This is a genomic window from Prevotella sp. P5-92, from assembly GCF_002251245.1.
Lineage (GTDB): Bacteria > Bacteroidota > Bacteroidia > Bacteroidales > Bacteroidaceae > Prevotella.
Window position 1 is genome coordinate 50605 of the sequence record NZ_NPJG01000042.1, and the last position, 22353, is coordinate 72957.

A 22353-nucleotide genomic window follows, 5' to 3' on the forward strand; every position below is an offset into this window, starting at 1 on the left:
CATTCCTACGCATTAAAAACCTCAGTCATAAGGCAATATTATTTAAAGAAATAGTTGGTCGTTACAGAATTATTTAGTAATTTTGCCCCCGAATGCTGAGGAAATGTGTCTGAAAAAGATATATTTCCTCAGTGCTCGGGGGTATTTTCATAATAAATATGAATCTATTTTCGAATTATTTAGGTATTAATATATGGTTGATAACATTAATGTATAAAAATAAACGATTATGAAAGGGAATTTTGGAAAGATTGTATTAATGGGTTTTATGGCGGTAGCCATGTGCTTTGCCGCTTGTTCTTCGGATGACGACAATGTAGAGACACCACCAGAGAATAACGGTAATGAAGAGGTGACCGACTCTACACTGACGGAGACGGAATGGGTTGTTGACAGTGCCGAGGTGTGGAGCGAGCGCGATGGAAACAGGATTTTTGGCATGATGTATCACAATCCTGCCACGACGAAGAAACAGCCGGCGGTGATACTCTCACACAGCAGTTCGCTCACTCATGAGGCAATGTCGGGCTACTCCAAGGAGATAGCCAAGATAGGTTATGCTGCATATTGCTTTGACTTCTGTGGAGGTAGCGACAAGAGCAAGAGTGACGGGAAAACCGATGAAATGACTGTTTTCACCGAGGTGGAAGACCTGCGAGCTGTTGTTAAGACAGTGAAATCATTGGATTATATCGATCCTTCTCGTGTATATCTGCTTGGCAGCAGCCAGGGCGGATTAGTGTCGGCTTTGCTTGCTGACGAGTGTCCCGATGACTTTGCCGGAATGATACTTTTCTATCCTGCGTTTAACATACCTGAAATGGTTAAGAAGTTCAGCGGATTTGGCGACTTGGGTAATTTCGGCGATTTCGGAGACTTTGGGGGTTTTGGCGACTGGGGCGACTTCGGAGATTTTGGTGGTATGATGTCGATGAGCGAGGCATATATCAACAGTATAAAGGACTTCGATGTATGGTCACATATCGGTAAGTTTCCGAAGCCAGTGTGCATTGTCCATGGCACTCAGGATATGATCGTTCCCATCTCCAATTCCGAGAAAGCCGTGGAACTCTATCCCACTGCAACCCTCAACAAAATAGAAGGAGCTAATCACGGATTCAACACAGCTAACCTTGGCAGTATGGGTAGCTTGATGGGTGGTTCCGCCGACTACGACTCTGTAGTAATGCCAATAGTGGAAAGTTTCCTGAAATCAGGCAAATAATAATGAAAGAAACAGTGAAGGGGATGAGTGTATGGATGGCTTCACACTCATCGACATACGTAATAGCCGCAGCCGTTTTGGCTTTTCTGTTGCCCGACGTGTTCGGGTGGGTGAGGGGAGACGTGTCGAGCGTCATCCTCGGAGTGATAATGCTGACGATGGGACTGACCCTCTCGACTGAGGACTTCCGCATACTGTTCAGCCGTCCGTGGGACATCTTTATCGGTGCCTGTGCGCAGTTTACGCTGATGCCCCTGTTGGCCTATACTCTCACCCAAGTGTTTGGGCTCAATCCCTATCTCTCCATCGGCATCATACTCGTGGGTTGCTGCCCTGGCGGAGTGTCGAGCAATATCATGTCGTTCCTGTGCCGGGGCGACGTGGCGTTCTCTGTGGGCATGACCACCGCCTCCACCCTGTTGGCACCTTTTATGACTCCGCTATTAGTGTGGTGGCTTGCCGACACAAGGATAGAGGTGGATACCCTCGGCATGTTCCGCGGCATATTGCTCATCACGATCATTCCCGTGGGCATTGGTTTCTTGGTCAACCAATATGCCAGTCGCCACAAGTGGTATGAGGATGTAAGGCAGATGATGCCGGGAGTGAGTGTCACGTGTCTTGCCTTGATAGTGGGTGGAGTGGTGTCGCAGGTAAAACCCCAACTGATGATTCACGGTATGGGCCTGTTCCTGCTTATGCTTGCCGTGGTGTTCTGTCATAACACCCTCGGCTATTTGCTCGGCTATAACGTAGGCCGCCTTTTCCGTTTCTCGCTTGCCAAGAAGCGCACCATATCCATCGAGGTGGGAATGCAGAATGCCGGTATGGCCACTGTTCTTGCCACCGCCTTCTTTGCCAACGACGACATCCTCGCCCGCAATCCCGAGGCCATTCTCTGCGTGGTGCCCTGCGCCATCAGCTGTGCCTATCACTCCATCTCGGGCACTGTGCTCGCCGGGATATACGTGAAGTATGACGAGAGGAAGAAGTCTTAGTGAAAGAATTGCGCATTTTGGATATTTTGGCGAAAAGTTGCAATAACCAAGGATGAATACACAAGAGAAGTGGTATTCAGCCTTAGTGTTTGATAAGGTGGGAATAATTTGCTCCCACCTTATCTAATATGATGTAGCGGATTACTCCTTTACATCTATTACTTTCCATATTCCGGCAGCAAGAGCGGTACCGATGAATGGACCAACGATAAAGATCCAGAGGTTAGCGATGGCGGATTATAATGAGCAGAAGAAGGTGACGAGGAAGGGGACGGAGAAATCGACACAGAAGCCATGGAAGATGGAGACCACGACATAAGTCTGGCCAGAGGCTCTGGTGATGATGGGGAGCGTGGTGTCCATGGTGGTGGCTCCACCGAGGGTGATGGGGGCGAGCTTGCCAAACCATCTTGCAAGTAGCGGGGCAAGGAGGAGGGTAAGAATCTCGCGCATGATGTTGGCAAGGAGGGCAATGGTGCCGAGCTCTGGGCCGCGCATCTCGGTGATGAAGATAGAGGAGAGAGAGTAATAGCCGAATCCAGAGCCAATTGCCAAACAGTCGGTCAGCTGTCTGTCGGCAAGCAATGCCGATGCCGCCGTTGTGCCGGCAAGAGTGCCTACGATGGTCATTACGGGCAGAAGCATCAGCCGCGGATTGACACGCTTGAAGCTACGGAGAATCTCCGCATCGCATCCTATGCTTATGCCTACGCAGAACATCAGTGCGCAAAGGGCGTAGTAGGAGAAGGAAGAGTGGGTGACGAGGTGAGTGAACTCGGCAAGTCCCGCATTCGAGGCAGAGAAAAGGGCGAAGACGATGCCGAGGGCAAAGAATGTCACGATGATAAGACTGCCTTTCATGCCTTGCCTCCTTTCGATACCTGTTTCCACAATAGCCATGCGGCAAACACGCTGCCTATGGAGCCGCCGATGGTGAGGATGAGAGCCTCAAGGCCGAGAGTCTGAAGTCCGGAAATGATTTTCGGGTTTGCTCCCACTTCCACTCCAAGCAAGAAGAGCAGTGCCCAGATGAGCACTGTGATGATATGGGAAACAAATCCCGTTTGCCGTCCCCTCAGCAAACGCCCTACAGCGATGCCGCAAAGCATGATACATACGATTATGAGCATTGTTTGAACAGATGAAGTTGATGAAAAAGCGGCCTGCCATGCGCAAGTCTATATAAACAAACGCAGGCAGGCCGTAATTATTGTAATTTATGGGTGTTTTCAGCAATGGTCAGAGAGTTCCCTTATCCCAGTCGCGGTTGTCGATCTTCTTTTCTACATTCTTTTGCTTGCCCGAGAAGATGTTGTAACTTACAGAGAGACAAACCATCGAGCGCTGGTCGGGTATCTCGTTCCAGTGGCGGAATTGGAGGATGTCGTTGGGTAGTGTCTCTGACTCATAGTGCGGTGTGCGCAGGAAGAAGACACTCGTGAGCTGTACCCTAAGCTCCTTGTGCTGGTAGAATGCGGAGAGCTCGCTGTTGTTCTCACACTTATGCAGGAATGGACCGTTGATGCTTTTCGTCACGGTGTTGTAATACCACGACGCTCCGAAGCGTCCCTTGCGGAAACCTATCTCCCAGTTGACGGGAAGTCGGAAGTGAGACTGGCGGCCTACAATGTCGCTCTTGTATGTGTCGTTCCATGCTCCAACATATACTCCGATGGTGAAAAGCTCCGATTTGAACGGTTTCAGCTTGCCCCACACCATGCCGCCATACTGCAGTTCGTAGTTGCCGTTGAGCGGCGACATGACGATACAGCGGTCGTCGCCCACCTTGTCCCACTTGAAACTGCTGCAAATGGGGTTGGAGATATAATCCACGAGAGCCTGAGTGTAGAGTTCGAAATACGGATGCGAGAGATTGAGCGAGAGTATGGCGCAGTTGTCGTTGCCCGACTCGAGATATGGATTTCCGGTCTCGATGAGTCCGGGGATGTATATTTTCGCGCTGTTGCTGAGTTGGGAGATTGACGGCAAGACGGGGTTTGACCTTACCTCCAGTTGCACCTGTCCGTTCTTGATGGGATAGGACAGCACGAGCTTTGGCGTGAAGTAGAACTTGGAGTAGTCGGTGACGTCGTTGTCGGTGTTGACGTATGTTCCTCCCACACCGAGGCGATAGGACAGTTTTCTGAGTTTTCCGCCGATTTCACCGTAGAAATAGTGGTTGTCGTTATGAGACGTGTAGGCATACTCGTCGTAGTTGGAGAGCATGTTGCGTATCTTGTAGTCAGACTTGGCGAGAGTGGCCTTGTAGCCGAGCGAGAGATTAGTCGTGCCCCACGACTTGGCGTAGGCGAGTTCGCCGATGACAGAATACTTGTTGTTCTTGGCACGCATATCGTCGTCGATCAGCACTTTATTAACATTCTCAGTCCACTGGCGGTTGTGGTCGTTCTGCGAGTTGTGGTAGTAAGTGCCGACAACATCCACGGTCAGTTCCTGGTTGTTTTTCATCTTCTTGTTGAGATAGAGGTCGAGTGAAGGGCCGAAGCTGCGCACTTTCCTCTCTTGTCTGCCTGTGCCGTCTTGCCAGAGTGGGTTGTTGTGAGCCTCGATGTCGTTGTCGGTGCGCCAGAATTGTGTGAACAAGTTTGGCGTGAACTTAGCCTGGAAGGTGATGTCGTCCTCTTTGGTGAAGGCATACTTGAGGTTGAAGTCCTGAGTGCAGTAGCCGAAGTGGTAGTTGCCGCGGTAGAGATAATCAGAAACTGCGGTTCCATCGGTGAAAACATACGAATCCTCGCTCTCGCAATTGGCATTGTTGCGATACTGCATGCTATAGTCGAAGGCAATCTGGTGGTTGCCCTTGTTGTAGCGAACGTAAAGGTTAGAGTTGTTGAACGCCACCCATGCGGCCTGCATCACGTCGAATCCGGCAGCATATCCAGCGTCGAGCGGTTGCGTCTTGATGTTGATGAGTGTGCCCACATCAGCATATCGTGCCGGTGGAATGGTGAAATATTCCACATTCTTTATCTTATCTACGGGAATAGACTTGAGGTCGTTGTCGGTAGCCTCGACACCATTGACAAGTATCTTTAGCGACTTGCCTGTCATGGTGTTGAGCTTGCCGCTGAGTGCGTCGAATCGCAGTCCGGGCAGTGAGGTGAGTATCTCCTGTGTCTGTCTTGCGTTCTTCTTCTGTTCGTCGGTGAAGGTGAAGATTGAGCGATCGACCTTATCCACGCGATGATGTCCTTTCACCACGATGCCGTTGATGGCATATTGGTCGCCCGTCATCTTTATTGTGCCTATCTCAGAGATATTCACGTTGCGTTCAATGGTTTTGTATCCAATGCAGGTGATGCGCATGATGGCCGTATTAGTGCTGCACGGAATGACGAAATGCCCGTTTTCGTTGCTCACGCCTCCGGTGATGAATGTGGAGTCGGCGATAGAGAAGAGCTGAATGTTGGCGAATGTCACTGGGCGGTTAGCTTCGTCGGTGAGTTGTCCGATGAGTCGTCGGTCAGTCTTGTTGATACATTCGACGGTGATGAGGCTGTCGCCTATGTGCATGGCTATGGGGTAATAGCCAATGACGTCGCGCAAGGCGTCCACCACTGGGCGGTCGTCAATCTGTTTTGTCACGATGAAGTCTTCCAGTTCGTTGTATATGAAGCTGACGTGATAGAACGACGAAGCACGGTCGAGGTCGATCAGCACCTTCGACATTGACTGGTCGTTATATGAGCGAGAAATGCGCTGTGCTTCCGCCTTCGACGGGCAAAGGGCGAGGAGCAAGAATATGATGATAGATATAGTCATGATTTATTCCACTTCGAGAGTGTCTCCGTTAATTTTTATGTTTATTTTTTCAAAGCTGTTGAGCTCCTCTATGATTTTCTCCATTGGCTTGTTAGTGTCGAGTTTGTAGTACAGTCTCAGTTCTTTTGCCTTGTCTGAGAGATAAGTCACCTTTACGTCATACGCATTAGCCAAGTCGTTGACTATCTGGAAGAGAGAGGCGTTCTCGTAAGTCCTCACTGCGGGAGCCGGTTCGATGACACGTATTGCTGGCTGCATGTCGCGCGCTGGACGTTGGGTGTCGGCTGCAGATGTGGTTTCGGTCTGTTGCTGGCTTTGTTCAGCTGGTCTTACTATTCTTACGGTGGCGTAAGCCAAGCCCGAAATGAGGCATACGGCGATGGCTATGGCAGCCGCCTTATTCTGTATTAAAGAGAGAAGCGGCTTGTGTCGTCTCGGCTTTGCTTCGGCCTGCATGGCAGCGTTGAGATAGCATATAGTCTTATATGTGTCTCTGCCTTCAGCGTCGTCAATGAGCAGTGAGCGAAGTTCGTCTTCGCTGTATCGCTCAGGATGTTCTATCATATCGATAATTTTCTCTGTTTTGTCCATGATAAATGATGTTTTTTACAAATTGTTAAATTCCATTCTCAGTTTTCTTATTCCCTGTGCCAGATGTTTATACACTGCCGTTTCGCTGATGCCGAGCATAGTGGCAATCTCCCGGTATTTCAGTTTCTGCTGGTAGTGCATTCTTATTATCCGTGCGGTCTGTGGAGTGAGTTTAGAGCTGATGAAGTGGGAGATCTTCTCCAACTTGTCGTCGGTATCTTCTGGAGGCTGATAGTCGATGGTGTCGTCAAGTCTCGCGAGTTGCTTGACGCGTTGGGCGATGGTCTTTCGTCGTAGTATGTTGTAACACTTGTTACGCAAACAAGTCATGAGCATGGCCTCGGCATTGTCGTCGGGCAGACGTATCTTGCCGCTTGCCACATCGGCAAACACGTCGCCTACGACATCCTCAGCCTCAGTCGCATCTCCCACGATGAGGCGTGCGACGATGTTCATTTTTGCTGCATACGTTATAAACAGCTCTCCGGAATCAATATTGATATTCATACTTTGTTTCACTCTTTTTTGTCATTATAACAATCGAGAACCGAAAAACCTAACCCCTTTCAGAGGCAAAAATACATCTTTTTTCGAAAAAAAGCAGTGTTTTATTAAAAAAAGTGTGAAATATGTGTAGTTTTTGGTGCGTTTGTTACGTCAAACGGATAGAATTACAGTTTTGGAATTGTATAACATTATTTATTATATAAAGAAAAAATGGAAGAAAAGAAAGAATTTGCCTTCAGTGGCATTACGCTTAATGGTTTTTTGATGCTCTTTGTATCTTTGTTGTTGACTTTCGGGTCGATAGGAATAGCCATATGGGCAGGTATTGAAGAATTGTTTGCTATACTGACGTTTGCTATCATCCTGTTTGTGATAAGCATAATAGTGTGGTGTGGTTTCCTTCAGCTCGAACCCAACGAAGCCCGCGTACTGCTCTTCTTCGGAAAGTATCGTGGCACGTTCACCCGCACGGGCTATTACTGGGTAAACCCGTTCCTCACGGTGAAGAAGCTCTCGCTTCGTGCCCGTAATCTCGACGCCGAACCCATCAAGGTGAACGACAAGACCGGAAATCCCGTGATGATAGGTTTGATGCTCGTATGGAAGCTCAGCGACACATATAAGGCAATGTTTGAAATCGACTCGCAGACTATAGCTGGCGATCCCACAAAGAACGCCAATGCCCTTGGCGCCAGCGTGGCTGGAGTGATGCAGGCATTTGAGAATTTCGTCAAGATACAGAGCGATGCAGCCTTGCGCGAGGTGGCAGGCCAGTATGCTTACGACGAGGAGAACGACTCAGAGGCCATCACCCTCCGTGACGGTGGCGACGAGATCAACCGCCAGTTGGAGGCCAAGCTCGACGAACGTCTGTCGATGGCGGGTATTGAGGTGGTTGAAGCCCGCATCAACTATCTTGCTTATGCGCCAGAGATAGCCGCCGTGATGCTGCGTCGTCAGCAGGCCAGCGCCATCATCTCTGCTCGCGAGAAGATAGTAGAGGGAGCCGTGTCGATGGTGAAGATGGCCCTTGACAAACTTGCCGACGACAATGTGGTCACCCTCGACGACGATCGTAAGGCAGCCATGGTGAGCAATCTTATGGTAGTGCTTTGCGGCGACGACTCGGCACAGCCAGTAGTAAACACCGGAGCATAAGTAGGGTTTACGATATTCTGCATATTTTCAGTCCCATATCCTTCATAAGGCCGGATATGGGACTTTGTTTTTATCTTTTTTCTTAAAGGAACTTAAATTCTTTGTTTTTTATGCCCTCGTCTATTGCAAAATAATGATTATTTTCCGACCTTTGCATGAGACAACAGAGAAATCAACTCGTTAACTCGTCAACTTGTTAACTTGTCAACTTGTAAACTTATCAACTCGTCAACTAACAAAATAATTATAATATATGAGACTTGATGGAAGAAGAATGAGCGACAACGTCAACGACCGTCGCGGAGAAGGAGGAATGAATATGGCCGGTGGCGGATTGGGACTGCTGAGACTGCTCTCAATATTGCCAGGAGGCATAAAGACCAAACTGATAGGCATAGGAGTGGTGATAGCCGTGGTGATGGCTACGCAGGGAACTTCGGGTCTGAGCAATATGCTCGGTCTGAGCACACCACAACAGGAGAATGCCGAATATGTGGGTACTGCCGAGGAGCAGGAATTGTATAAGTTTTCTGCACAGATCCTCGCTGGTACAGAAGACGTATGGACCGAACTGTTCAGACAGATGGGCAAACGGTATGTACCGCCAAAGTTGGTAATCTTTAAGGATGCCGTGAGGTCGGGATGCGGAAATGCCACATCGAGCACTGGACCCTTCTATTGTTCAGCCGACCAAACAGTGTATATCGACCTCTCGTTTTTTATGAACATGAAAAGACAACTCGGTGCCGATGGTGACTTCGCTTACGCTTATGTCATTGCCCACGAGGTAGGACATCATGTGCAGTATCTGCTTGGCGATCTCGACCGAATGCACGAGCAGATGGCATCAAGCAGCGAGGCGGAGAGCAACAGGCTCAGTGTGCGCCTTGAGCTCCAGGCCGACTTCTACGCTGGAGTGTGGGCTTACCACGACAATAAGATGTTCTCCAGTCTTGAAGACGGAGACATCGACGAGGGACTTGACGTAGCCCGAAAGATTGGCGACGACTATCTGCAAAAGAAAGCACGCGGATATACCGTGCCAGAGTCGTTCAATCATGGCACGTCGGAACAGCGCAGCCGATGGCTCAAACTCGGAGCGCATACCGGCGACCTGTCGCGACGCGACACCTTCACGCCTGCCTACGACAAATTATAACGACATGGACACGCCACTTGCCAAACATAGAATGATGAACAGGCTTATTGTCGTCTCGTTGCTTCTTATGTCGGCACTCATGCCAGCTAATGCCGACAAGCTGATGGACAACGTCAGACGCAACCTCGACGCTGTGCCACAAGTGAGGGACAGCTATATACGCTATGGCTCGCAATATGCAGGACAGAGATGGACCTCGCCCAGCGCACAGATGTTTGCCGAATTTAAGACCAATGGCAATCGCACCCGCTACGAGGCAGCCACATTCGCCAAACGCCGACAGTTAGCGGCACTTGTCATGGCGGAGATAGCGGAAGACAAAGGACGGTTTATGGGCGACATCATCGATGGCCTGCAGAGTACACTCGAAGAGACGTGGTGGGGAATACCAGCCCACTATCCGACAAAGATGATGAGGCGAGAGGACCAGAACGTCGATCTCTTCAATGCCGAGACAGCAGGACTCGTAGCGTGGACAAAGCGCGCACTGAAGGAGAAGATAGACAGCTTTTCGCCGATGATGACAAAATGGATAGACGATGAGATAGCACGCCGTATGCTCGCGCCCGCTCTTGCCACCGACTACTGGTGGAAGAAAGCAGGCATGAACTGGAATCCCTGGATCTGTTCTAACTGGCTCGCCTGCGTGATGTTTTGCGAACGCGACTCCGTGCGTCGTCAGCAAGCCATTGAGCAGATAGACAAAGCCATGCAATGCTTCTACAATGCCTATCCCGATGATGGAGGATGCGACGAGGGACCTACCTATTGGGATCGTGCGGCGGCATCGCTCTTCGACTGTCTCTACCTGAGAAACGATGGCAACAGCAGAGATTTTGCCGATGCTAAACTGGCGAGGATGGCAGCTTACTCTTATGCCACGTATATTGCCGACGGCTATTGTCTGAGCTTTGCTGATTCCCATGGCAACAGGATGGTTCAACAACCTAATGTAATGTATCCTTTTGCCGTGATGATAGGCGACAAGACTATGGCGCGCTTTGCTGCTTATGTGGCAAAGGAGAAAGCGTTTATGACCAATGCGGCGGCCATATTCCACCAGAGCGGCAATTATCCCACCCTCGGCAGGGAACTCGTCTTCTTGAGTATGCTCGATACGTTTGTCAACGAAGAAGCTGCAGAACCTCTGCTGGCCGACACATGGCTCCAACGCTTGCAGATAATGACTGCCCGACGCAATGGAGTGTTTCTTGCAATGAAGGGCGGACATAATGACGAGAGCCACAACCACAACGATGTGGGCAGTTTTGTGGTGTATGACGGAGGAATACCAGTGCTTGTCGATCCTGGAGTGGGAGAATACACGTCGATGACGTTCAGTAAGCGGCGGTATGATATATGGACCATGCAGTCGGCATACCACAACCTTCCACAGATAAATGGCTGCGATCAACAGGCAGGTAGGAAGTATGCCTCGCACGATGTGGAGTATCGTCTGGGAAGACTCAAGATGGATTTAGCGAAGACATATCCAGACAGTGCCGGCATCAACTGTTGGACACGCGTCGTGGACATTGACAAGCGTGGTGTCGTCACCCTGAGCGACGACTATGACTTGAGTCGTTGCAGCAGTCCTGTGCGGCTGATGTTTATTGCAGCCCACGAGCCAAGGGTGAAGGCGGGAGAGATAGAGATAGGAACAATGAAAATGAAATACGACACTACGATTCTCGACGTCGCCGTTGAACCTTTGGACGGGAAATTTGACCCGATGTTGAGGCAGATGTGGCAAGACGGTCTTTGGAGAATCGTAATGTCGGTAAAGGGAAACTCGAAGAGAGGTAAGGTGAAGATTACAGTCGCGAGAGGAACTTCTCCCTATCGACGATAAAGCGGAGGTGTGTGCCCTCGCCAATGAGGGTGTCACCCTCGCGCGCTTCCACCTTAAAAAACAGCTTGCGGCCATCGATCTTCTCCAATGTCGCCGTGGCTTCTACTTCAGAGCCTACGGGAGTGGGCTTGAGGTGTGACGACTCTATATGTCCGCCCACGGTGGTGCGTCCCTCGGGAATCATCTCTTTTACAGCCAGCATGGCGGCGTTTTCCATCAGCGCCATCATTGCAGGAGTAGCCAATACAGGCATGTCGCCTGAACCAATCTTTATTGCAGTCACGTCGTCAGTGACCGTCATCTTCGATGTGTGTGTAAGTCCTATTTCCATAATGTAAATTAATAAAAAACGCTGCAAAGTTATTCATTTTTTCCCATTTCTTGTATATTGTCGCTGAAAAACATTAATTTTGCACACGAATTATTAATATATGACAGAAAAATGAGAATGAAAAAAATAATGATATTGGCTTTGTCGAGCCTTTGCTGCATCACCGCATTGGCACAACGAGGGAAGTTTGCAAATATCGGTGTCGGCGTAAACCACACTACTGCTGATTCGCTCCTGATGAGCCATTTTAACGTGGCTCTCTTTGGCAATGTGGATACGCTCCATGGATTTCAGGGCAGCCTTTTCATGAGCGTAGTGAGGCAAGAGACGAAAGGAGTCAATGCCGGTGCGCTTTCTGCCATGACGCGAGGAAAGATGTATGGTGTGCAGATGGCAGGCTTTATCAATGGCATCGATGGTGAGGCACGTGGCGTGCAGATGGCTGGTGTGTCAAACATGGCTAAGAGCATCAATGGCATGCAGATGGCTGGTCTTACCAACGTCACCGTCAAACCTATGCGTGGCATACAGCTCGCGGGTATCACCAATGTGGCCATGGGTGTGGAGCGAGGAGTGCAGATGGCAGGTGTGGCAAATGTCAGTTCGTCATATATGCGCGGTCTTCAGTTTGGCATATATAACTATGCCGATACGCTCAACGGGTCGCAATTTGGTTTTATCAATATCGCCCGTAGTCATCCCCGTGGCGTGCAGGTGGGATTAGTCAATTACACACGCGACACCATTGCCCATAAGATAGGTCTCGTCAATATCAATCCCAAGACGCGCATCGATATGCTTGCCTATCTGGGCTCGTCCACGAAGGGAAATATAGCATTGAGGTTCCGCAATCGCAGCACATATAATATAATAGGTGTAGGAACGCATTTCATGGGCATCGACGAGAAATTCTCGGGAGCCCTGTTCTACCGCATAGGACAGTATTTCCAGCTCTCGCCACGACTCAGTCTCAGCGGCGACCTCGGCTATTATCATGTGGAGACCTTTGCCGATGCGGGCGACACGAGGCCCGAACGCCTGTTCTCTCTTCAGGCACGTTTGAATATCGATTACCAGCTGAGTCCAGTGATAGGCGCCTTTGCCAGTGTGGGATATGGCGACACACGTTATTATCATCATGCCACCCACTATCGCTCACGGCCAATCGTAGAGGCGGGATTGTCGTTGAGATACATGAGAAGCAAGGAGAGAAGTGAGAGAAATGTGAATGCAGCGGAGTGCTACTCTTATGGTTGTCTCACTCCTCGTACTTCGTGTCTCGCCCAGCTATCCGACCACTCGTCACTCCTTGTCCCACCTTCCAAAAAGCGTCCTTGGCTTGCTGCCCTTGAAGTGTTTGGCATCAATGCTGGAGTATGGGCATTTGACAGTTATGTGATGGACGAGGAGTTTGCGAAGATTTCTATCCATACCGTGAAGCACAATATCGAGACCGGTTTCGTATGGGACAACGACCAGTTCTCGACCAATCTCTTTGCCCATCCTTACCATGGAGGACTCTATTTCAATGCAGCACGCAGCAACGGACTGACATTCTGGGAGTCAGCGCCTTATTCGTTCTGCGGAAGTCTGATGTGGGAGACGATCTGTGAGATAGAACCACCTGCCATCAACGACCTTATGGCCACCACTATGGGAGGAATATGTATAGGTGAGGTCACCTATCGTCTTTCCGACCTTATCCTCGATGATAGCCGTCGTGGCTTCCCGCGCTTTTGGCGTGAGTTCCTCGGTACTCTCGTTTGCCCTATAAAAGGTCTCAACCGCATCATCCATGGCGACGCATGGCGCGTGGATCATAAGCACTATAAGCATCATGACTACGACCGCATCCCCGTGCATCTCGCCCTTACCGTTGGCGATCGCTATCTTGCTGACAACGGCGAGTTGTTCCGTGGTGAACACACGCCTTCGGTCAACCTCGTACTGCAGTACGGCGATGCCTTCAACGAGGAAACCACCAAACCATACGACTATTTTACCGCCGACCTCACGTTCAACTTCACCGGCAACCAGCCACTCATCAGTGGTTTACACCTCCTCGGACGACTCTGGGGAGCGCCACTCTCCACTGGCGATAATATGCAGACCGAGCTTGGTATCTTCCAGCATTTCAACTATTTTGACTCGCAGCCAGTGAAAGACGGCAGCAACTTAGTGCCTTTCCGTATCTCAGAGGCGGCATCTGTTGGACCTGGAGTTATCTATCGATTCCCGCATGTGGGAAATCTTGACCGCCTTGAGCAGCACATCTTCCTTAGTGGCATCCTTCTCGGTGGTTCGCTCAGCGACTATTACAACGTCATCGACCGCGACTACAACCTTGGCAGCGGATATAGCGTAAAGGCAAATACGATACTCGACTTCGGTCGGTTTGCCAGCTTCTTGCTCAATGCCCACTATTACAAGATCTATACGTGGAAAGGATATGAAGGTAAAGACCTCTCTACCATCGACCCTATCTATCTCAACGCACAGGGCGACAAGGGACATGCTTCGCTCTTTGTCCTCAATCCGCGTATGATGATAAAACTCACCGACAAGATCAATGTCAATCTCTCAGGAGCATATTATCAGCGTCATACTTATTACAAGTATCACGACAATGTGAAGGCACATACCTTTGAGGTGGGCTTGGGACTGACATACGGAATATAAGCATCTTATGGCAAGCAAAGAGACACTTTACTTCATAAAGGAGCACCTCGACGACAACATACGTCAGCTGGCTCTCAAGGCATATGGCAAGGAGAATATCGACTTGCCATATGCCCTCGACCAGATAGCGGGATTTCAGACGGCACGCAGAAAGCTGCCTTCATGGGCTAAGGTAGAGGGCATTGTCTTCCCACCGCATATCTCCATGGAACAGTGTTCGAGCGAGGTGACAGCCCTCTATAAGTCTTCTCTGCTCGATACCGACTCGCGGTCCATGACCAAGGAAAAGCAACTCATCGACCTTACTGGAGGTTTTGGCGTCGATTTCTCTTTCCTTGCCAAGAGTTTCAGCAAGGCAACCTATGTGGAACGTCATAGTCATCTTTGCGACATCGCGAGGGAAAATTTTGCGCGTCTCGGACTTGGCAATACAGAGGTGGTATGTGCCGACTCTGTGGCTTTTCTCAATACCGTCAGTCATGTCAGTCTTATCTATCTCGACCCTGCACGTCGCGACAATCAAGGGGCACGCACCTTTGCCATTGCCGACTGCACCCCTGATGTGGTGAGTCTCCGTGACAGGCTCTTGGCAAAAGCCGATAAAGTGATGATAAAGCTATCGCCAATGCTCGATTGGCGTAAGGCAGTTGCAGATCTCGGTACAGCCAATGTAAGCCAAGTGCATATCGTCTCTGTTGATAATGAGTGTAAGGAACTCCTTGTGATAATGTCGGGCAGACAGACTGACGAGGTGGAGGTGTGTTGCGCAAATATTATCACTACCAGCCATCCACATTCTGCTCTTCCGTCAGAAGCCACTCCTCGACAACATTACCTCTATGAGCCCAATGCCTCGATAATGAAGGCAGGCTGCTATACCCTTGTAGAAGAGCGTTATGGCATCGCTCAGATAGCGCCAAATAGCCATCTTTTTGTAGCCGACTCACTGGTTGACGACTTTCCCGGCAGGACGTTCGCCGTGGAGCGGGTAGCCACGATGAACAAACGTGAGTTAAGGTCTGCCCTCGAAGGTATCAGTAGTGCCAACATAGCTGTTCGCAACTTCCCCATGACAGCTGTGGAACTTGGTAAACGCCTCAAACTAAAGGAAGGAGGCGAATGGTATCTCTTTGCCACTACCGACCAAGAAGGTAAACACATACTCTATTTTTGTCGAAAAGTAGTACAAAAAGCAGAAAAAAGTTGCAAAAACAGGCAAATCTTTTTGTTTTCACAACAATTATGACTAACTTTGCACACGTAATATTACAAACCATAAGATATGTCTAACATTAAGATAGAAAAAATCAACGACAAGCGTGGACTGGAGAAGTTTATTCAGTTCCACTACGACTTGTATCGTGGCAACGAATACGACGTGCCAAACCTTCATAGTGACGAGATTAACACGCTGTCTGCAGATAAAAATCCCGCTTTCGATTTTTGCGAAGCACAATATTTCCTTGCATATAAAGACGGGAAGGTGGCAGGACGAGTAGCCGCCATCATCAATCATAAGGCAAACAACCGCTGGCAACAACAGCGTGTGCGCTTCGGATGGATCGACTTCATCGACGATATCGAAGTGTCGAAGGCTTTGCTTTCTGCCGTTGAGGCATGGGGCCGGGAAAAGGGTATGAAAGAAGTCGTCGGACCGCTTGGGTTTACCGATATGGATCCTGAGGGAATGCTCACATGGGGATTTGACCAGCTCGGTACACAAGCCACCATATACAACTATCCATACTATCCTCAACACATGGAGAAGATAGGAGGATGGGAGAAGGACAACGACTATGTGGAGTTTAAGATGTATGTGCCCGAGAAGGTTCCTGAGAAATACACCAAGGTAGCGCAGATGATAGAGAAACGCTACAACCTTCACGTAAAGAAACTCACGAGAAAGGAAGTGTTTGATGAAGGCTACGGACAGCGCATCTTCAGCATCATCAACGATACGTTTAAGGATCTATACGGATATTCCGAACTGTCGCAGAAGCAGATAGACCACTATGTGAAGATGTACCTGCCGATGGCCGACCTCAATCTCATCACACTTATAGAAGACTGGAACACGCCCGACAAAAAAGTCGTTGGCGTGGGCATCACCATACCGTCACTCTCACGCGCCTTCCAGAAATGTCGCAACGGCCGTCTCTTCCCATTTGGATGGTGGCATGTGCTACGCGCCTTGAAATACCAGAAGACCGAAGGTGTCGATCTGCTACTCATGGGCGTGCTGCCAGAATACAGGGCCAAAGGTGCTAACGCCCTTATGTTTGCCGACCTCATCCCATGGTACCAGAAATATGGTTATAAGTGGGGCGAGAGTCAGGTGGAGATGGAGACGAACGAAAACGTGCAGAGTCAGTGGGGACCGCTGAAGCCTGAGAATCACAAGCGCCGACGCTGCTATGTAAAGAGGTTGTGAGAAGTGAGCAAACAATAATTAAAACGTAATATGGACGAAATACTACAACCACAACAAACATCTACGGTGGAATATACCGACGACAATATCCGTCACTTGTCGGATATGGAACACGTACGTACCAGACCAGGTATGTATATCGGACGACTGGGTGATGGACAGTTGCCTGAAGACGGTATCTACGTGTTGTTGAAGGAGGTAATAGACAACTCTATCGACGAGTTTAAGATGCATGCCGGCGACCGCATAGAGATAACCGTTGATGAGCAACTGAGAGTATCTGTGCGCGACTACGGACGAGGCATACCTCAAGGAAAGATGATCGAGGCTGTCAGCGTACTCAATACCGGCGGTAAGTATGACTCAAAGGCATTTAAGAAAAGCGTAGGACTCAACGGTGTCGGCGTAAAGGCCGTTAACGCCCTCAGCTCACATTTCGAAGTGCGCTCCTATCGTGACGGCAACGTGAGAAAGGCTACGTTCGAGAAGGGAATAATCACCTCTGACGTCACCGAACCCACCGACGATGAAAATGGTACCTATATCTATTTCGAACCCGACAACACGCTGTTTCTCAACTATAAGTTCCATGATGACATCATCGAGACCATGCTCCGTAACTATACCTACCTCAATACGGGGCTTGCCATCATGTATAACGGACGTCGCATCCTCAGTCGTAATGGTCTGAAAGACTTGCTTAACGACACCATGACAGGCGACGGACTCTATCCTATCATCCATCTCAAGGGCGAAGACATAGAGATAGCCTTCACACACGCCAACCAGTATGGTGAGGAATACCACTCCTTCGTCAACGGACAGCATACCACTCAGGGAGGAACACACCAAAGCGCATTTAAGGAGCATATCGCAAAGACCATAAAGGAGTTTTTCAACAAGAATTTTGAATATACCGATATACGCAACGGACTTGTTGCAGCCATAGCCATCAACGTCGAGGAACCAATGTTTGAGAGTCAGACAAAGATAAAGTTAGGTTCGCTCACCATGACACCAGGGGGAGGCGTAAGTATTAACAAGTATGTCGGAGACTTCATAAAGACCGAGGTTGACAACTATCTGCATAAGAACCAAGACGTGTCTGACGTCATGCTGCAGAAGATACAAGAGAGCGAGAAAGAGCGAAAGGCAATGGCAGGAGTCACAAAGCTGGCTCGCGAGAGGGCTAAGAAAGCCAATCTGCACAACCGGAAGCTGCGCGACTGCCGTATTCACTTCAGCGACGTGAAAAACGAACGCAAGGAAGAGAGCTCAATCTTTATCACCGAGGGAGACTCTGCCAGCGGAAGCATCACCAAGAGCCGTGATGTCAACACACAGGCTGTATTCTCTCTTCGAGGAAAGCCTCTAAACTCATTCGGACTCACCAAGAAGGTCGTATATGAAAATGAGGAGTTTAATCTCCTCCAGGCTGCTCTTGACATTGAAGACGGTCTCGACACACTGCGATACAACAAGGTCATCGTGGCAACCGATGCCGATGTTGATGGCATGCATATACGTCTGCTCATCATCACCTTTTTCTTGCAGTTCTTCCCTGAGCTTATAAAGAAAGGACACGTATATGTACTGCAAACGCCTCTCTTTAGAGTGCGCAACAAGAAGACGAAGATAAAAAACAAACAGGTGGTGGCTGAGGCTCAGGCAAAAGACAAGAAAAAGAGCGATTTCGTCACAATCTACTGCTATAGTGAAGAAGAACGCGTCAACGCCATCGAACAGCTCGGTCCTGATCCTGAGATAACACGTTTCAAGGGTCTTGGAGAGATATCGCCAGAGGAATTTGTCAACTTCATTGGACCAGACATGCGTCTTGAGCAAGTCACACTCCACAAGACCGACCAGGTGCAGAAACTCCTTGAATACTATATGGGCAAAAACACCATGGAGCGTCAGAACTTCATCATCGACAATCTTGTCATTGAGGAAGACCGCCCCGAAGAAGAATAATCGTGGCTTACCTGCATAACTCTATAGGGGGTTATGCAGGTAAGCTGTTTTTTGTCATATCACTCATTTATGTTACCTTTAAAGAAGGTGTATTGCATTCGGATATGCCAAAATTAAAAAATGTGTATTTTTATTTTGTCATATCACTCATTTATGTTACCTTTGAAGAAGGTGTATTGCATTCGGATATGCCAAAAATAAAAAATGTGTATTTTTATTTTGTCATATCACTCATTTATGTTACCTTTGCCGAAAATTTATTTTTTGGAATGAAAAAGATCGTTATTTTAGTATGTGGAGCGCTGATGGCTATTGATGCCGTGGCGCAGATGGACATGGACCAGCCACTGAGGAAGTTGGAGATAGCCGAACTCGCCATAAAGAGCCTGTATGTGGATGAAGTGGATGAGGGAAAACTGGTGGAGGACGGAATACGAGGAATGCTCGAAAAACTCGACCCGCACTCCTCATACTCTACTCCAAAGGAAGTGAAGGCCCTCAACGAACCGCTTTCAGGCAGTTTTGAGGGTATAGGTGTGCAGTTTAACATGATTGACGATACGTTGCTCGTGATACAACCCGTGGTGGGAGGACCATCAGAGAAGGTGGGAATAGTAGCTGGAGACCGCATCGTCAGCGTTAACGATACCGCCATAGCTGGAGTGAAGATGGCTAAGGAAGAAATCATGCGAAGGCTTAGGGGACCCAAGGGTACAAAGGTGATGCTCGGTGTGGTAAGAAGGGGTATTGGCGACGTTCTCACGTTTAAGGTGACACGCGACAAGATTCCCGTCAACACCATAGATGCCACTTATATGATACGCCCTGAGATAGGATATATACGTATTGGCAGTTTCGGTGCCACTACCCATAGTGAGTTTGTGGAAAGCTTGAAGAAACTGAAAGAGAAGGGAATGAAACATCTCATGCTCGATCTCCAGAGTAATGGAGGTGGTTATCTGCAGGCTGCTGTCGATATAGCCAATGAACTGCTTCCAAAGAACGACCTTATAGTATATACTACTGGCAGAAGAGTGCCGAGAATGGAATATAAGGCAAAAGGTAACGGCATGATGCAGGAAGGGAAAGTGGTGATTCTCGTGGATGAATATACCGCCTCCGCAGCAGAGATAGTGACTGGCGCAGTGCAGGATCAAGACCGTGGCACAGTGGTGGGACGACGCACTTTTGGAAAAGGTCTCGTACAGCGTCCTATCGATCTGCCCGACGGTTCGATGATAAGGCTGACAATAGCCCATTATTACACCCCTTCAGGACGTTGCATACAGAAACCATACGAGAAGGGAAAGTCGGAAGACTATGCCATGGACGTATATAACAGACTGAAAAAGGGTGAGCTAACGAATGCTGACAGCATACATTTTGCTGACTCGCTGAAGTGCTATACGTTGAGAGAACACCGCACGGTATATGGAGGTGGTGGCATCATGCCCGACCACTTTGTCCCGCTTGACACACTCGCCTATACCAACTTCCATCGTCAGCTTTCTGCACGCAGCTACATCATTAATGCAAACTTGAAATATGTCGATGCTCACCGCAAGGAACTGAAGAAGAAATATAGCTCGTTCGACGACTTCCGAAACAATTTCACGATGCCACAATACGTGATAGACGACATGGTGGCTGAGGCTGAAAAACAAGGTATAAAACCAAAGGACGACGAGGAACTCAGAAAGACCTTGCCTCGCCTTACTTTACAGCTGAAAGCTCTTGTGGCACGCGACCTTTGGGATATGAGCGAATATTTCGCCGTCTTCAACGAAGAGAGCGAGATAGTGAAAAAAGGCCTTGAAGTGTTTTGAAAGAGAGGAAATGGAAAGCCTGTTTTGAAAGAGAGGAAATAAGACGGCTTTGAGGCGTTTTGAAAAATTGAAGGAATAAAAAAGGAGTTGAGGTGGATATCCTCAACTCCTTTTTTATTAATGTCTTGTTCCCATGCGAGCCTCGACGACGTTGATGACATAGTCGCCAAGTTTCTCACATTCGCTGACGATATCCATATACATCGTACCGATGGCATAGGTATATTCGTGGTTGTTTACATCGTTAATGTTCTGGCTCTTCAGCTGGTTGCGATAGCTGTTAATCTCGTTCTCGATATTGTATGAACGGTTGACGTCGAAGTTATCCTTGCGTCCAAGAAGCAGAACATTCATCTGTGAAAGACTGTCGTCGGTGAGCTCAAACATCTGGTGCAGATGCTCATACTGTGGCTCGGTGAAGTCTTCCTTGCCCTGCATCTTACGATTGATGGTGCGGGCAATGTTGTAGCAAGAGTCGCCGATGCTCTCAAGCTCAGAAATCTCGCGTAACATGGCACGTATCTTCGCCTTCGTGTCGTCGCTGAGGTGGGCGTCGCTCACTCCGTCGAGATATTTGGCTATCTCAATCTCCATATTGTCGGTTATAGCCTCGTACTTCTCTATGCGTTTATACTGCTTGGCAAAGCTGGAGTCATCGGTGGTGGCGAGGAGCTCGCGCACGAAACCAAACATACGGTGTACACGCTGTGCAAAATGCTGTATCTCTTTCTGTGCTTCGAGCACGGAGAGCTCCGGGGTCTTCATGATGGTATTGCCGCCGATATACTGCAGACGGAACTCCTCTTCGTCTTCCTGGGTCTTTGGCTTGATGATGTGGCATACGAGACGCTCTATCTGAGGAATGAACCAAATGAGGACAAAGGTGTTTGTGACATTGAATGCCGTGTGGAATGCAGCAAGGATGATAGGCAGACGCTTGGCAAGCTGTTGTGTGGTGAGCGAGTGGTCGTCGGGATCGTAGCCGACAAAGCTGCATACCATATCCACAAACGGATAGAAGAGACAGAGAATCCAGATAACGCCGATGACATTAAACACGAGGTGGGCAAGAGCTGCTCGGCGTGCTTGGGCGTTGGCACCAAGGGCAGCGAGGTTGGCGGTGGCAGTGGTACCAATATTCTCGCCCATGACGAGAGCGATGCCGAGATATATTGGCAGTACGCCAGTAGAGCATAGTAATATGGTGATGGCCATGACTGCAGCCGACGACTGCACCACGCATGTTATGATAGTGCCAATGGCGAGGAAAATAAGTATTGTGAAATGACTCTTTACGTCGAAAGAGCTAAAGAAGTTTATTACGTCAGGATTATGTTCTAAGTCAAGTTCCTTTCCGGCTCCGCTGAGAAGCACAAGTGAGAAAAATAAAAAAGCTATACCGAAAAGGAAGTCGCCTATGTAACGTTTGCTCTTGGAATAGATTAGGATGATGCCGAGGAAGAATGCCGGGAAGACCACGCTCGTCAGGTCAACATTATATCCAAGGCTCATGATCCATGCCGTCAGTGTCGTTCCTATATTCGCACCCATGATGACCGAGATGGCCTGTGCTAAGGTGAGCAGCCCGGCGTTGACAAACGACACCGTCATCACCGTAGTGGCTGAGGACGACTGCACGGAGCATGTTACAAACATACCGGTAAGCATACCGGTAAAACGGTTTTTAGTCATCGTTGCGAGAATGTGTCGCAACTGCGAGCCCGCCATCTTCTGCAGAGCCTCACTCATCACCTTCATGCCATAGATGAGTAGCGCAAGGGAGCCAATAATCTTAAAAAAAATCCAAATCGACATATTTTTATTTAAATTAATTTCTCT

Annotated in this window: 17 protein-coding genes and 1 pseudogene; 10 read left to right on the forward strand and 8 right to left on the reverse strand. The window is 48.9% G+C overall.

Annotation, left to right across the window (positions count from 1 at the left end):
- The first annotated feature begins 229 nt into the window (after positions 1 to 229).
- Complete coding sequence (locus CIK99_RS04450; protein WP_094380189.1) at positions 230 to 1225, forward strand: S9 family peptidase; 996 nt, start codon at positions 230 to 232, stop codon at positions 1223 to 1225.
- A gap of 2 nt (positions 1226 to 1227) precedes the next feature.
- A complete protein-coding gene (locus CIK99_RS04455; protein ID WP_094380190.1) occupies positions 1228 to 2223 on the forward strand; it encodes a bile acid:sodium symporter family protein in 996 nt (331 codons plus the stop codon).
- A gap of 141 nt (positions 2224 to 2364) precedes the next feature.
- Here the strand turns inward: CIK99_RS04455 and CIK99_RS16015 are convergent.
- From CIK99_RS16015 to CIK99_RS04480, 6 genes and pseudogenes are all read right to left on the reverse strand, one after another.
- Positions 2365 to 2460, reverse strand: a pseudogene (locus CIK99_RS16015) (aquaporin); the annotation flags it as partial.
- Positions 2461 to 3084 (reverse strand): lysine exporter LysO family protein, encoded by a 624-nt coding sequence (locus CIK99_RS04460; protein ID WP_094380193.1) that lies wholly within the window; start codon positions 3082 to 3084, stop codon positions 2461 to 2463.
- Positions 3081 to 3353, reverse strand: coding sequence for a LysO family transporter (locus tag CIK99_RS04465; RefSeq protein WP_094380195.1), 273 nt, complete (start codon positions 3351 to 3353; stop codon positions 3081 to 3083). Before CIK99_RS04465 ends, CIK99_RS04460 begins: the two co-directional genes overlap by 4 nt.
- 109 nt (positions 3354 to 3462) lie before the next feature.
- Positions 3463 to 6006, reverse strand: coding sequence for a hypothetical protein (locus CIK99_RS04470; RefSeq protein ID WP_144007899.1), 2544 nt, complete (start codon positions 6004 to 6006; stop codon positions 3463 to 3465).
- 3 nt (positions 6007 to 6009) lie between these two features.
- On the reverse strand, positions 6010 to 6597 hold the full coding sequence (locus CIK99_RS04475) for a FecR domain-containing protein (RefSeq protein WP_094380199.1): 588 nt from the start codon (positions 6595 to 6597) through the stop codon (positions 6010 to 6012).
- Between the two features lie 15 nt (positions 6598 to 6612).
- Positions 6613 to 7104 carry a sigma-70 family RNA polymerase sigma factor gene (locus CIK99_RS04480; RefSeq protein WP_094380202.1) on the reverse strand — a complete coding sequence of 164 codons (492 nt, stop codon included), beginning with the start codon at positions 7102 to 7104 and terminating at the stop codon, positions 6613 to 6615.
- A gap of 210 nt (positions 7105 to 7314) precedes the next feature.
- Here CIK99_RS04480 and CIK99_RS04485 point away from each other — a divergent pair, with 210 nt between their 5' ends.
- The 3 genes from CIK99_RS04485 to CIK99_RS04495 all read left to right on the forward strand — a co-directional run bounded on the left by CIK99_RS04485 (position 7315) and on the right by CIK99_RS04495 (position 11273).
- Positions 7315 to 8262, forward strand: coding sequence for an SPFH domain-containing protein (locus tag CIK99_RS04485; protein ID WP_254047722.1), 948 nt, complete (start codon positions 7315 to 7317; stop codon positions 8260 to 8262).
- 253 nt (positions 8263 to 8515) lie between these two features.
- Positions 8516 to 9421 carry a neutral zinc metallopeptidase gene (locus tag CIK99_RS04490; RefSeq protein WP_094380204.1) on the forward strand — a complete coding sequence of 302 codons (906 nt, stop codon included), beginning with the start codon at positions 8516 to 8518 and terminating at the stop codon, positions 9419 to 9421.
- The gene (locus CIK99_RS04495; protein ID WP_254047723.1) at positions 9321 to 11273 is read left to right on the forward strand and encodes a heparinase II/III family protein; all 1953 of its coding nucleotides are present in this window, start codon (positions 9321 to 9323) and stop codon (positions 11271 to 11273) included. The genes CIK99_RS04490 and CIK99_RS04495 overlap by 101 nt, the downstream gene beginning before the upstream one ends.
- Here the strand turns inward: CIK99_RS04495 and CIK99_RS04500 are convergent.
- On the reverse strand, positions 11236 to 11604 hold the full coding sequence (locus CIK99_RS04500) for a thioesterase family protein (RefSeq protein ID WP_094380206.1): 369 nt from the start codon (positions 11602 to 11604) through the stop codon (positions 11236 to 11238). The two genes, CIK99_RS04495 and CIK99_RS04500, sit on opposite strands and share 38 nt — an antisense overlap.
- 117 nt (positions 11605 to 11721) lie before the next feature.
- Between CIK99_RS04500 and CIK99_RS04505 the strand changes: the two genes are divergently transcribed.
- The 5 genes from CIK99_RS04505 (at position 11722) to CIK99_RS04525 (ending at position 20514) form a co-directional block, all read left to right on the forward strand.
- The gene (locus tag CIK99_RS04505) at positions 11722 to 14283 is read left to right on the forward strand and encodes a DUF3943 domain-containing protein (RefSeq protein WP_254047724.1); all 2562 of its coding nucleotides are present in this window, start codon (positions 11722 to 11724) and stop codon (positions 14281 to 14283) included.
- A gap of 7 nt (positions 14284 to 14290) precedes the next feature.
- The gene (locus CIK99_RS04510) at positions 14291 to 15529 is read left to right on the forward strand and encodes a class I SAM-dependent methyltransferase (protein ID WP_158215901.1); all 1239 of its coding nucleotides are present in this window, start codon (positions 14291 to 14293) and stop codon (positions 15527 to 15529) included.
- 36 nt (positions 15530 to 15565) lie between these two features.
- Positions 15566 to 16714 (forward strand): N-acetyltransferase, encoded by a 1149-nt coding sequence (locus CIK99_RS04515; RefSeq protein ID WP_094380210.1) that lies wholly within the window; start codon positions 15566 to 15568, stop codon positions 16712 to 16714.
- A gap of 30 nt (positions 16715 to 16744) precedes the next feature.
- Complete coding sequence (locus CIK99_RS04520) at positions 16745 to 18688, forward strand: DNA topoisomerase IV subunit B (RefSeq protein ID WP_094380213.1); 1944 nt, start codon at positions 16745 to 16747, stop codon at positions 18686 to 18688.
- A gap of 305 nt (positions 18689 to 18993) precedes the next feature.
- Complete coding sequence (locus tag CIK99_RS04525; protein ID WP_254047730.1) at positions 18994 to 20514, forward strand: S41 family peptidase; 1521 nt, start codon at positions 18994 to 18996, stop codon at positions 20512 to 20514.
- A gap of 117 nt (positions 20515 to 20631) precedes the next feature.
- On the opposite strand, the gene CIK99_RS04530 is transcribed toward CIK99_RS04525, so the two are convergent.
- The gene (locus CIK99_RS04530; RefSeq protein ID WP_094380217.1) at positions 20632 to 22329 is read right to left on the reverse strand and encodes a Na/Pi cotransporter family protein; all 1698 of its coding nucleotides are present in this window, start codon (positions 22327 to 22329) and stop codon (positions 20632 to 20634) included.
- Positions 22330 to 22353: the final 24 nt, after the last annotated feature.